The 11,591-nt window shown below is 74.4% G+C and carries 11 protein-coding genes; 3 read left to right on the top strand and 8 right to left on the bottom strand.

Annotation, left to right across the window (positions count from 1 at the left end):
- Window positions 1–264: 264 nt before the first annotated feature.
- The 5 genes from IE275_RS29150 to IE275_RS29130 are packed head-to-tail and all read right to left on the bottom strand — an operon-like array spanning window position 265 to window position 5,917.
- The gene (locus IE275_RS29150; protein WP_189714520.1) at window positions 265–1,092 is read right to left on the bottom strand and encodes an ECF transporter S component; all 828 of its coding nucleotides are present in this window, start codon (window positions 1,090–1,092) and stop codon (window positions 265–267) included.
- Window positions 1,089–2,816, bottom strand: a complete 1,728-nt coding sequence (locus IE275_RS29145; RefSeq protein WP_189714519.1) for an ABC transporter ATP-binding protein — start codon at window positions 2,814–2,816, stop codon at window positions 1,089–1,091. The genes IE275_RS29150 and IE275_RS29145 overlap by 4 nt, the downstream gene beginning before the upstream one ends.
- On the bottom strand, window positions 2,813–4,003 hold the full coding sequence (locus IE275_RS29140) for an energy-coupling factor transporter transmembrane component T (RefSeq protein ID WP_229870677.1): 1,191 nt from the start codon (window positions 4,001–4,003) through the stop codon (window positions 2,813–2,815). The genes IE275_RS29145 and IE275_RS29140 overlap by 4 nt, the downstream gene beginning before the upstream one ends.
- Window positions 3,996–4,670, bottom strand: a complete 675-nt coding sequence (locus tag IE275_RS29135) for an SCO2322 family protein (protein ID WP_506417346.1) — start codon at window positions 4,668–4,670, stop codon at window positions 3,996–3,998. Before IE275_RS29135 ends, IE275_RS29140 begins: the two co-directional genes overlap by 8 nt.
- Window positions 4,670–5,917, bottom strand: a complete 1,248-nt coding sequence (locus IE275_RS29130; RefSeq protein WP_189714513.1) for an SCO2321 family membrane protein — start codon at window positions 5,915–5,917, stop codon at window positions 4,670–4,672. Before IE275_RS29130 ends, IE275_RS29135 begins: the two co-directional genes overlap by 1 nt.
- Window positions 5,918–6,225: 308 nt before the next feature.
- Here IE275_RS29130 and IE275_RS29125 point away from each other — a divergent pair, with 308 nt between their 5' ends.
- Complete coding sequence (locus IE275_RS29125; protein WP_189714511.1) at window positions 6,226–6,921, top strand: phosphotransferase; 696 nt, start codon at window positions 6,226–6,228, stop codon at window positions 6,919–6,921.
- On the opposite strand, the gene IE275_RS29120 is transcribed toward IE275_RS29125, so the two are convergent.
- The 3 genes from IE275_RS29120 to IE275_RS29110 form a co-directional block, all read right to left on the bottom strand.
- Window positions 6,918–7,358, bottom strand: a complete 441-nt coding sequence (locus IE275_RS29120) for a nuclear transport factor 2 family protein (protein ID WP_189714508.1) — start codon at window positions 7,356–7,358, stop codon at window positions 6,918–6,920. The genes IE275_RS29125 and IE275_RS29120 overlap by 4 nt on opposite strands.
- A 198-nt stretch (window positions 7,359–7,556) precedes the next feature.
- Entirely contained in the window at window positions 7,557–8,606 is a 1,050-nt protein-coding gene (locus IE275_RS29115; protein ID WP_189714506.1) for a Strvi_7410 family MBL fold metallo-hydrolase, read from the bottom strand.
- Between the two features lie 100 nt (window positions 8,607–8,706).
- Entirely contained in the window at window positions 8,707–9,618 is a 912-nt protein-coding gene (locus tag IE275_RS29110; protein WP_189714540.1) for a GlxA family transcriptional regulator, read from the bottom strand.
- 140 nt (window positions 9,619–9,758) lie between these two features.
- Between IE275_RS29110 and IE275_RS29105 the strand changes: the two genes are divergently transcribed.
- On the top strand, window positions 9,759–10,352 hold the full coding sequence (locus IE275_RS29105; RefSeq protein ID WP_189714504.1) for an MBL fold metallo-hydrolase: 594 nt from the start codon (window positions 9,759–9,761) through the stop codon (window positions 10,350–10,352).
- 654 nt (window positions 10,353–11,006) lie between these two features.
- Window positions 11,007–11,582: a hypothetical protein gene (locus IE275_RS29100; protein ID WP_189714502.1), complete on the top strand. Its 576-nt coding sequence runs from the start codon at window positions 11,007–11,009 to the stop codon at window positions 11,580–11,582.
- Window positions 11,583–11,591: the final 9 nt, after the last annotated feature.

Below are 11,591 nucleotides of genomic sequence, written 5' to 3'. Positions count from 1 at the left end.
GCGGTGCGTGGCCGCGCCGCGTGGTGTGCGGTGGGTGGCTGCATGCCTCGGCGCCGAGGCCCGGGGGGCTCGTCGGCGCCGTGCGACGTCATCCAGATAAGCAGCCCGGGAGAGCGTCCGCAAAGACCCCTTTTGCTAGTTGTGGTCGTATTCGCGGGCGGTGCCGTCTGTGTGAGCTGGCTCTCAATGTGCAGGTCAGAGGTGGTTATGGCATGGGCATGGCGTCCGATATGCCCTACGAGGGTGGGTAGTAGGTGAGGTGGGTCATGTGGGGTGCTTCACCGGTCGGCGGTCGTCGAAGGTGACCGCGGTCTCGAACGCGGCCCGCCGGGTGGCTCTGCGTAGTGCCTTGAGCACGGCCGGACCGACGGTGAGGGTGAGGACGACCGTCACCACCGCCCGGCCCAGGTCCCAGCCCAGCGAGGTCGCCACGCAGTACGCGACGAACCGGGCCAGGTTCGCGGGGACCGCAGCGTCCGGGTCGAAGGAGATGTGCGAGGCCAGCGTCCCCATGAAGGGCCAGCCCGCCATGTTCATCGCCGTGCCGTAGGCGAAGGCGGCGAGGAAGCCGTAGGCGGACAGCAGGGCCAGTTCCGTACGGCCGCGCAGACCCGCCCGGCCGGGCAGCAGGCCCGCGCCCATCGTGAACCAGCCCATCGCCAGCATCTGGAACGGCATCCACGGACCCACCCCGCCCGTGAGCAGGGCCGACGCGAACATCGTGACCGAGCCGAGGACGAACCCGAAGCCCGGTCCGAGGACCCGGCCGCTGAGCACCATCAGGAAGAACATGGGCTCGATCCCGGCCGTGCCCGCGCCGATCGGCCGCAACGCCGCGCCGGTCGCGGCCAGCACGCCCAGCATCGCCACCGCCTTCGCACCGAGCCCGGACTCGGAGATCGTCGCCGCGACCACCGCCACCAGCAGGACCAGCAGGCCCGCGAAGAGCCACGGGGCGTCCTGGGCGTGGGCGTTCAGGGTGGAGGCGGGCGGGGCGAGGAACGGCCAGGTGAAGGCGATCACCCCGACCGCGCTGACCAGGACCAGGGAGAGCAGGGAACGGGGGCCGAGGCGGACGGCTCGCGCGGTCATGCGAGCGCCTCCCGCACCTGCGCGACCGTGAGCCACTCCTGCGGGGCGAGGATCTTCGTCACCTGCGGGGCGAAGGAGGGGGAGGACACGACCACCTCCGCGGTCGGCCCGTCGGCGATCACCTCGCCCTCGGCCAGCAGCACGACCCGGTGGGCCAGCTCGGCGGCGAGTTCCACGTCGTGCGTCGCCAGGACGATCGCGTGTCCGGCCGCCGCCAGCTCCCGCAGGACGGCGACCAGCCGCGCCTTCGCCGCGTAGTCCAGGCCCCGGGTCGGCTCGTCGAGCAGGAGCAGCGGCGGGCGGGCGGTCAGGACGACGGCGAGGGCCAGGGTGAGGCGCTGGCCCTCGGAGAGGTCGCGGGGGTGGGTGTCGTCCGTGATCCCGGGAAGGAGCCCGGAAACCAGGGCCCGGCAGGTGCCGGGGTCGGCCTGCGCGTCCCGGTCGGCCGCCGCGCACTCGCCGCCGACCGTGTCGGCGTACAGCAGGTCACGGGGCTCCTGCGGGACCAGACCGACACGGCGGACCAGGTCGCGGGGCGGGGTGCGGTGGGGGGTGAGGCCGCCCACGCGGACCGAGCCGGCGGACGGCTCGACGAGCCCCACGAAGGCGGCCAGGAGCGTGGACTTCCCGGCGCCGTTGCGCCCCATGAGGGCGACGGTCTCGCCGGGGGCGACGGTGAGGTCGACGTGCCGCAGCGCCTGCACCCGCTCCCGCCGTACGGCGAGGGCGTGGGCCTCGGCGGGCAGCGGGGGAGCGGCGGACGGCTCCGGGCCGGTGCCGGTGCGCCGCCCGGGACCGCGCAGGAAGGGGAGCCGGCCGGAGCGGGAGCCGGAGCGGGGCGCGGGGAGCGGCAGGGGCGGCTCCGCGGCGGGGCCGTTGGGTGGCTGTGGCTGTGACTGCGGCTGTGGCTGCGCCAGCCGGTCCCGCAGGCCGGCCGCGCGGCGGCGGGCGTCACGGACCGTGAGCGGCAGCGGGGACCAGCCCGCGAGGCGGCCCAGGTCCACCACCGGCGGGTACACCGGGGAGACGGCCATGACCTCCGCCGGGGTGCCGAGCAGCGGCGCGGCGCCCGGGGCGGGGAGGAGGGCCACCTGGTCGGCGTACTGGAGGACGCGTTCCAGCCGGTGCTCCGCGAGCAGCACCGTCGTACCGAGGTCGTGGACCAGGCGCAGGAGGACGGCGAGGACCTCCTCGGCGGCGGCCGGGTCGAGGGCCGAGGTCGGTTCGTCGAGGACGAGGACCCGGGGGTGCGGGGTGAGGACCGAGCCGATCGCGACGCGCTGCTGCTGGCCGCCGGAGAGGGTGGCGATCGGGCGGTCGCGCAGGGCGGCGAGGCCCAGCAGGTCGAGGGTCTCCTCGACCCGGCGGCGCATGACCTCCGGGGCCAGGCCGAGCGACTCCATGCCGTAGGCCAGCTCCTCCTCGACCGTGTCCGTCACGAAGTGGGAGAGGGGGTCCTGGCCGACCGTCCCGACGACATCGGCGAGCTCGCGCGGCTTGTGGGTGCGGGTGTCGCGGCCGGCGACGGTGACCCGGCCGCGCAGGGTGCCGCCGGTGAAGTGCGGGACCAGGCCGGAGACCGTGCCCAGCAGGGTCGACTTGCCGACGCCCGACGGGCCCGCGAGAAGGACGAGCTCCCCTTCGGGCACGGTGAGATCGACACCGCCGATGGTGGGTGCGGGGGCGCCGTCGTAGGTCACGGAGACGTTCTCGAAGCGGATCACGACGGCTCCTTCGGGAGGAAGGCGGGCAGGAGGCCCAGCAGGACGGCCGCCGCCGGCCACAGCGGGAGCGTGGGGGCCGTCAGCGGGACCACCCCCGGGTGCAGGGCCTGCGGATCGGTGGTGGAGGCGGCGGCGAGCAGCGCGGCGACCGCGACACCGGACGCGGCGACCAGACAGGCGCGCGGGGTCCAGCGGTCCGGGCGGTAGCGGGTGCGCGGGGAGCGGCGGCCGCCCAGCCGCAGTCCGGCGAGGGCCGCGGCGACCCCGGCGAGCAGCAGCGGCAGCCCGTAGTCGGCACCGGCCGCGGTGAGCAGTCCGTACGTGCCCGCGCAGACGCCGAGCAGGCCGCCGAGGGTGAGGGCGGCGGTCGTGCGGCGGACGGGGGCGGGGACGTCGGCGGTTCGGCCGTAGCCGCGGGCGTCCATCGCGGCGGCGAGCGCGACGGAGCGTTCCAGGGCGCCCTCCAGCACCGGGAGGCCCACCTGGAGCAGGCCGCGGATCCCTCGGTCCGGGCGGCCGCGCAGCCGCCGGGCCGCGCGCAGCCGCTGGACGTCGGCGATCAGGTTCGGGGCGAAGGTGAGGGCCACGACCACGGCGACACCGGTCTCGTACAGCGCGCCGGGGAGGGACTTGAGCAGGCGCGAGGGGCTGGCGAGGGCGTTCGCGGCGCCCACGCAGACCAGCAGCGTGGCGAGGCGGAGGCCGTCGTAGAGGGAGAACAGGACGCCTTCGGCGGTGACCCGGCCACCGAGGCGGATGCCCTGCGCCCAGGCCGGCAGCGGGACCTCGGGGAGGGTGACGATCACGTGCGTGCCGGGGATGGGGGAGCCGAGCACGACGACGAAGACGAGACGGATGAGCAGGACGGCGAGGGCGAGTTTGAGGAACGCCGAGTAGGAGCGGGACCACGGGGTGTGCGGACGGCATGTGGTGACCACGTATGCGGAGGTGGTGAGGAGGAGGGCCAGCAGGAGGGGGTTGGTGGTGCGGGTGGCGGCGGTGCCGAGGGCCAGCGCCCAGAGCCACCAGGCGGCGGGGTGCAGGCGGGCGCGGGGCCGTGCGGCCGGGGCGCCGGCCGGCGCCGGCCGGGTGCCGCGCGTCGGCCGGGTGCCGCGCGCGGGCCGGCGCTCCACGGGACGGGAGCCGCCCCCGCCGCACGAGGGCGTGCGGCCGGGGCCGTCAGCCATTCCCGCGCCGTCGCGCCTGTACGACGGCCGCCGCCGCGAGGGCCGCCACCACCGCGCCTCCCGCGATCAGACCCAGGGCCGGCCCGCCGTCGTCCTCCTCGCCCGTCGCCTTCTCGGCCGCCTCGTCCGTCCCCGGCTTCTTCGGGGCCGTCGCCCCGCCCGAGGAGATCTGCTCACCGCACCCCGTCCTCGGATAGCCGGCGATCGCGCAGAGGAGGGCGTTGGTGTCGTAGCGCAGGGGCCTGGCGACGGAGGCCAGGGCCTCGGCCGTCGTCGCGTCGGGGGAGACCCGGGCACAGGCCAGGCGGGTGGCGGGCGGGGTCTCCCCGGACGGGGCGTCCGCCGGGGTGCCGAAGTCGATGACCAGGGCGACCCGCTTCAGGCCGTCCTTCGCCGGGGTGCGTGCGCAGATCGCCTCGAAGGACGCCGCGCCGCGCGGCCGGTCCGCGTCCGAGGAGTCCTCGCTGACCGCGAACCGGAAGCCCTGGACGTCACCGTCGGAGGGACGGGCGGTCGAGGGGCCCTCGGTGGCGTAGGCCCAGCTGTCGCCGGTGCGGTCCCAGAAGGACCAGTAGCGGTAGCCGGCGGCCCGGGCCTGCGCGGGGGCGAGCAGCAGGAGCACCAGCGTGAGCAGGAGCACCCGCCCGGCGGCGGCGCGGTGGCGGATCACGCCTGCCGCCGCTTCCGGCCGCGCGCGACGAGGACGAAGCCGACGAGCGCGCCGACGACGAGGCCGCCGGCGACGGTGTAGGCGACGTTCAGGCCGCCGTCGTCGTCCTTCTTCTCCTCGGCCTTGCCGATCGCGTCGGTGCGGGTCGGCTCGTCGATGCCGCGGGGCGCGGGGCCGGTCGCGTTCAGGAGCTCGACCAGGTCCTGGCCGCCGAAGTCGTGGACGTCGGCGCCCTTCGCGGCGTTCGCCACGAAGATCAGCTGGGCGTAGGCGGCCGGACCGCTCTGCGCCGCCCACTGCGCGGAGTTGTCCTCCAGCCAGCGCAGCGGGGCCGCGGCCTGGTCGTTGAAGCCGGCGGAGGAGAGGGCGACGATCGCGTCGGCGGTGTTGCCGTAGTCGGGCTGGTCCTCGGCGCCGGGCAGCGACGACATCAGACGGCCGTTGTCGGCCAGGGCCTCGGCGAGCCAGACGGCGCCGTTGTGCCCGCCCTTCTCGGGCTCGGTGCCCGCGTCGAACGTGGTGCAGCCCGTGGCGGACGCGTCGTCGTCCTGCCGGCTCCCGGTCAGCGGCTCGTCCAGCAGGCCGAGGACGGCCGCCGCGGTCGCGTCCGCGTTGGCCGCCAGCTCGCCCTTCTTGTCGGGCTGGTAGGCGAACGCGCCCGCGTCCTTACCGGTGCAGGGGAGGGCGAGCTTCTGGAGGGCGTCGTACGGGGACTTGCCGCCCTTGCGGAGGTTCGGCACCGTCACCCCGGCCTGCGCGAGCGCGCCGGCGACGACCGAGGTGGAGTTCGTGTCGGTGGCCCCGCCGGGGGTGTAGCCCCAGCCTCCGTCGGCGTTCTGGACGGACTTCAGCCAGGTGACGGCCTTCTTCACACCGGCGTCGTGGCCGCCGAGCGCCGCCAGCGCCTGCACCGCGGCCGCCGTGCTGTTGGTGTCCACCATCAGGTCGGCGGCGCAGGGCTTGCCGGTGTCGGCGCGGAACGCGGCGAACGCGCCGTTCGCGCACTGCTGCCCCGCCAGCCACGCGACCGCGCTGTCGGCCGGGGTCACGCCGGTCGTGTTCTGGGCCAGCAAGGCCAGCGACTGGCGCCACACCCCGTCGTACGTCGGGTCGGTGGTGCCGTAGAGGCCGTCGGGTATGGCCACCGACGGGGTGGGGGACGGGGTGGCGGCGACCGCGGACCCGGCGCTCGCGAACACGACGGCGGTGGCGGCCAGGGCCGCGGCGCTGTGGCGGTACTTCATGATCGGCGGGTGCCTCTCCCGGTCGGGGAGCCGGGCAGCACGGGACACCCCGGCGGCTCGACTCCGTATACCTCGACGGTGCCGTGCGACGGCGGGCTTGCCGGCGCGCGTGAGCCGGTCATGGTCCCGTACGAGGCAGTCCGGCTCGCCTGAGCGGCTCACGGTTGCGGGTCAGCGCCGGAATTGCACCGGCTTCCCCCCGTACGGGTTGATGACGACCCGGTCACTCTACCGGCAGGTAGCCGAGTGCCTGAGGGGTGGCTGTGAGCGGGCGGCCACGGCCCGGACGGCGCCGGTATGTTCTGGTCATGACCACCACGGGGAGGGGGCCGGACACCGGTCCGGGCAAGCTGCTCGGTTCGGGCCGTTCGGCCGACGTGTACGAGATCGACGAGGCGTGGGTGCTGCGCCGCGACCGCGAGGGCTGGGGCGACGCGGCCGCCGAGGGGGCGCTGATGGCACATGTCCGCGCGCACGGCTACCCGGCGCCCGCCGTACGGCCCTCCGGCTCGCGCACCGACCTGGTGATGGAGCGGCTGGACGGTCCGACCATGCTCCAGGCGTTCGCGGCCGGCGCGCTGGACCCGGCGGAGGCGGGCGCGATGCTCGCCCGGCTGCTGCGCGCGCTGCACACCGTGCCGGGGCGGACCGCGGCCGACGCGCGCGTCCTGCACCTCGACCTCCACCCCGACAACGTGATCCTCACCGCCGACGGCCCCCGGGTCATCGACTGGGCCCAGGCGGAGGAGGGCGACCCGGGGCTCGACTGGGGCACCTCCGCGGTGATCCTCGCCCAGGTCGCGGTCTCCGCCGAGCCGGTCGCCGCACCGGCCCGCGCCACGCTCACCGCGCTGCTCGCCGACCCGTCCCACCTCACCGAGGAGGGCCTGGCGCAGGCCCTGCGGCGGCGGGCGGCCAATCCGACGATGAGCCGGGAGGAGACCGGACTCCTGGGCGCGGCGGGGGAGTTGGTCAGGTCGCTGATGCGTGAGGACCCGTCCTAGAGGCGCGGTGTCGGGCTGCCGCAGGGGAGGAACAGGGTGCGGGCCGCGAGCAGCCAGGTGCCGTCGGGGGTGCGGTGCAGGGCGTCCTTGTAGTGGCCGATGCGGACCGCGTGCGCGGCGTCGGCCGTGCGGTGCCCGTCGTCGACCCGGTACGTGGTGAAGTACGAGGTCGCCGTGGCGGTGTCCGGGGAGGTCACCTCCACCCGCACGTCGGCCATGAGGCGGCGGGCGTGCCGGTCGGCGGGGCGGGTGCCGAAGTGGGCGCGCAGCGCGGCGCGGCCCCTGACCAGCCGGTCGCCCTCGGGCCAGGTCCAGGTGCCGTCCTCGGTGAACAGCTCGGCCACGGAGCCGGGTTCGCCGAGGTCCAGACGGCGGACGAGGTCGAGGAGCAGGCGCTGGCAGGCTCGTTCGGCGAGGAGTTGCTCGATCGGGTCCATGGGCGTCGCCACCAGGGGTCCGGGACGGGCGGGTTCAGGGCACCGTACGGCGCGGTCGTGAACACGGCGGATCGGCCGCGTGAACGGCACCGCCCGCGGCCCTCTTCCGCGCGCCGCCGCCCGCCGTCGCGCGGGTGACCGGACGGCTCCCGGTGACCCGTCCTCACAGGTGACCGAACGGCTCCCGGTGACCCGTCCTCACACCGCCACGTACGTCACCGGACCGCTCCCCGCCACCGCTTCCGCGCGCCCCAGCTTCACCAGCCGCCGCAGATGGGCCTCCGCCTCCGAGACCGCGATGTTCCTCGACCCGTAGGGGATCTGCGCCCAGGGCCGGTTCCACTCCATGCGCTCGGCGAGCTGCCAGGCGGTGAGGGGGGAGGAGAGCAGGGCGAGGAGGTCGGTGAGGCGGGCCTCGTGGTGGGTGAGCAGCTCCCGTACCCGGGACGGGGCGTCGGTGAACGGGTGCTGGTGGGCCGGGAGGATCTCGGCGGGGGCGAGGCGGCCGACACGTTCCAGGGAGTCGAGGTAGTCGCCGAGCGGGTCGGTGACGGTGGCGTCGTCGGGATCCTCGTAGAGGCCGATGTGCGGGGTGATCTCGGGGAGTACATGGTCGCCGGAGAACAGCCGGCCGTGGCCCGGGAGTCCACCGGGGTGCTCCTCCTCCAGGTGGAGACAGACATGGCCGGGGGTGTGCCCGGGGGTCCAGATCGCGCGCAGCCGGCGGCCGGGGAGATCCAGGAGTTCACCGGGGGTGATCTCGCGGTCGGGCAGGGCGGGGGCCAGTCCGGGGAGCGTACGGCGGCGGGTCGGGGGTGTGCGCAGGGGCGCCAGGTGCTCCTCGGGGGCGCCGGCCGCGGCCAGCTTGTCCGCCATGTACGTGTACCAGCGCTCCGGGCGGGTCTCCCGGGTCCGCCGCACGATCGAGGCGTCCGCCGCGTGCATCGCCACCCACGCCCCGGAAGCCTCCCGCACGGTGCCGGAGAGGCCGTGGTGGTCGGGGTGGTGGTGGGTGATGACGACACCGTGCAGCTCGGCGACGGAGGTGCCGCAGGCCGTGAGACCGGCGGTCAGCGCGTCCCATGACGTGGGGTCGTCCCAGCCGGTGTCGATCAGCACCGGCCCGCGGTCGGTGTCGACGACGTAGACGAGCGTGAAGCCGAGCGGGTTGTCCGGGATGGGCACCCGCAGGGAGCGGACTCCGCCGCCGTGGTCGTATGTCCCGGGATGGTCCTGGATGCTCGTCATCTGCCCTCCGTCATACGGCCATTGACCACTATAACCAGAACTGACGAACAGTCAGATCGGGGCGGTCGGATCGGAGCGGTCGGATCGGATGGGACCCGGTTCATCGGGGCGCGTTCGCGAAGGCGCGGCGGTAGGAGCGCGGGGGCACGCCCCGGCGGCGCACGAACTGCTCGCGCAGCACGGCGGCGCTTCCGTACCCCACCCGGCGGGCGATCTCCTCGATCGTGAGGTCCGTGGTCTCCAGGAGTTCCTCGGCCCTGCTCAGCCGCAGGTTCCGCAGCCAGGCGTGCGGGGTGGTGCCGGTCGCGGCGGTGAAGCGGCGGGCGAAGGAGCGTCTGCTCATCAGGGCGCGGCGGGCCAGTTCCGTGACGGGCAGCGGCTCGTGGAGGTGCTCGCGGGCCCAGCCGAGAACCTCGGCGAGCCGCTCGTCCCTGCCGTCCTCGGGGACGGGCGTGGCCAGGTACTGGGCCTGTCCGCCGTCGCGGTGGGAGGGCAGTACGACGTCCCGGGCGACGGCGTTGGCCAGCGCGGCGCCGTGCTCCCGCCTCAGCAGATGGAGGCACAGGTCGAAGCCCGCGGCGGCACCCGCGCCCGTGACGACGCTCCCCTCGTCGATGTAGAGCGCGTCGGACTCCACGGTGACCCGCGGGTGGCGTTCGGCGAGCAGTTCGGCGAACCGCCAGTGCGTGGTCGCCCGTCGGCCGTCGAGCAGTCCGGCGGCGGCGAGCGTGAACGTGCCGACGCAGTGGGCCGCGACCACGGCACCGCGCTCGTGCGCGGCCCTCAGCGCGTCGAGTACGGCGGGGCCGGGGGGTGTGCGGAATCCGGCCCCGGGCAGGGCGACGACCAGATCGGCGGTGGCGAGCCGGTCCAGTCCGTGGGGGAGGGAGAGCGGCACACCGCAGTCCGTGGGCACCGGTCCGGCCCGGTCGGCGCACAGGGCGAAGTCGAAGCCGGGCACCGCCGCTCCGTGCGGACCGAACACCTCGGTGAGGATGCCGACGGCGAGCATGCCGACACCGGGAGGGACGTACGCGGCGACGGTCGTGAAGGGCGGCACAAACGCAGTCTGGCACACGCTGGCACGAATCCTGCGATGCAAGGCATCCGTGCCACTCGTCGACCGTCACCGCTCCGGGAAAGATCGAGGCCATGACAGACGCACCGCTCGGCCGCAGCGCCATCTACCAGGTTCTGACCACCGGTTACGTGGGATCCACCGGTCCCGGGGTCGCCGCCACCGTCTCCTACGTCTTCGACGCGGGGCGGCATGTGATCTTCGACCCGGGCATGGTGGCGAGCCACGACGACATCCTCGCCCCGCTCGCCGAGCTGGGGCTCGGCCCCGACGACATCACCGACGTGGTGCTCAGCCACCACCACCCGGACAACACCATGAACGTGGGCCTCTTCGGCCGGGCCCGGGTGCACGACCACAAGGTGGAGTACCGGGGCGACCAGTGGACGAACCGGGACGCGGAGGGCTACGAACTCACCCCGTCGCTGCGGCTGATCCGCACCCCGGGCCACAGCCCCGAGGACATCACGCTGCTGGCGGGCACGGACTCGGGCGTGGTGGCCTTCGCCGGCGACCTGTGGTGGCACGCGAACGGCCCGGCGGACGACCCGGTGGCCCCCGACCGTGCGGTGCTGCGCGATTCCCGGCTGCGGGTGCTGGCCGCGGCGGACCTGATCGTGCCCGGCCACGGCGGCCCGTTCGAGGCCGACGAAAACACCCCGCGCTAGCAGGGGAATTCCCCAGGGGGCGGGCACTTGGCCCGGACGGCTGCCGAGCTGCGGGTGCGGGAGGGCGCTGGCATGCTGGGAAGGGGCGTTCCGGCCGAGTCCTGTGCGAAGGAGTTGATCGGCGTGACCTCCCCGACCGCCCCCGCGCATCGCGGCCCGGGGCGGCCGTCCCGCCGGCCGGTGCTCGTGAAGTGGGCCTCGCCACCTGGCCGGTGGTCGTTGCGGCGGAGGTGCCGCCGTCCCGCGGAGGCACCCGCAGACGTGTCAGCGGAGGTGCCCGCAGGCTTCCCGCAGATGTACTCGCAGATGTACCCGCCGACGTACTCGCAGAGGTGCCGCCGACGTATCCGCGCACGTACGCGCAGGACATCCTCGACCTCGTCATCGGGCCGGACCGCCGGGTGCTGAATTCGGATCGACGCTCTCCATCGACAGAGAGGTGTGGCGATGAGGCTGCGACACGCCGCCGCCGTGGCGGCTCTACCCCTCCCCCTGCTGTGCGTGTGGTTGGCGCCACCCGCCTCCGCGGCGACCACGCACATCATCAATGTCACCGGAACCATGACGGTCAGGAACGGGGGTGGCGTCTTCACCAGTGGCTCGACGGAGACTCTCGACTTCAGTCGGTCGGTTCGCGTGACCCATGACAATCCGGTGCAGACGCTGACCGTCTCGAAGTGCGTGGGCGACGAAAGCGTCGGCGAACTGACCGTCCAGCTCCAGCTCAGGACCGACGAGATGGTCGTCGAATCGCCGACGCTCCGGCTCTTCGAGGGATCGAGCTGCCTCAACAGGGATCTGGACGGCACGTCCGAGGGGATCCAGCAGGGCATGCGTCCCGGCATGAGCCTGACGGGCGCGAGGCTGTCCGTCAGCAACAGCGAGGTGGCCTCCAACGACAGCGCCTCGGTGACCTTCAACCTGAAGCACACCACCGGTCCGGGAGTGGGGGCCGGGCGTCCCGCCGAGGTGTCGGGTGTGGTCGCCACCAGGCCCGACGCCGCGGATCCCTCCCGGGTGCAGGTGGTCTGGGAGAACGTCCCGACCGACGAGACGAGCTTCCAGATCCGCAACAGCACCCTCAACACGACCGTGAGCGTGGGGGCGAACAGCACCTCGGTCACCTTCACCGGCCAGCCGGCGGAGAGGCAGTGCTACCAGGTGCGGGCGGTCAACGCGAAGGGCGCGTCGGACTGGACTCCGGTGAGCCCCACGAAGGAGTGCGTCTGACGGTGCGCC

It is taken from the genome of Streptomyces phaeofaciens (assembly GCF_014648915.1).
Lineage (GTDB): Bacteria > Actinomycetota > Actinomycetes > Streptomycetales > Streptomycetaceae > Streptomyces > Streptomyces phaeofaciens.
Note: the sequence above shows the minus strand (reverse complement) of the source record. Positions and strands in the feature narration are given on the sequence as shown.

What these genes read in the sequence shown, in the direction of transcription:
- IE275_RS29130 (WP_189714513.1), bottom strand. Translation starts at nt 5,917, where the DNA reads ATGAAGTACCGCCACAGCGCCGCGGCCCTGGCCGCCACCGCCGTCGTG.
- IE275_RS29125 (WP_189714511.1), top strand. Translation starts at nt 6,226, where the DNA reads ATGACCACCACGGGGAGGGGGCCGGACACCGGTCCGGGCAAGCTGCTC.
- IE275_RS29140 (WP_229870677.1), bottom strand. Translation starts at nt 4,003, where the DNA reads ATGGCTGACGGCCCCGGCCGCACGCCCTCGTGCGGCGGGGGCGGCTCC.
- IE275_RS29115 (WP_189714506.1), bottom strand. Translation starts at nt 8,606, where the DNA reads ATGACGAGCATCCAGGACCATCCCGGGACATACGACCACGGCGGCGGA.
- IE275_RS29120 (WP_189714508.1), bottom strand. Translation starts at nt 7,358, where the DNA reads ATGGACCCGATCGAGCAACTCCTCGCCGAACGAGCCTGCCAGCGCCTG.
- IE275_RS29105 (WP_189714504.1), top strand. Translation starts at nt 9,759, where the DNA reads ATGACAGACGCACCGCTCGGCCGCAGCGCCATCTACCAGGTTCTGACC.
- IE275_RS29110 (WP_189714540.1), bottom strand. Translation starts at nt 9,618, where the DNA reads ATGCTCGCCGTCGGCATCCTCACCGAGGTGTTCGGTCCGCACGGAGCG.
- IE275_RS29150 (WP_189714520.1), bottom strand. Translation starts at nt 1,092, where the DNA reads ATGACCGCGCGAGCCGTCCGCCTCGGCCCCCGTTCCCTGCTCTCCCTG.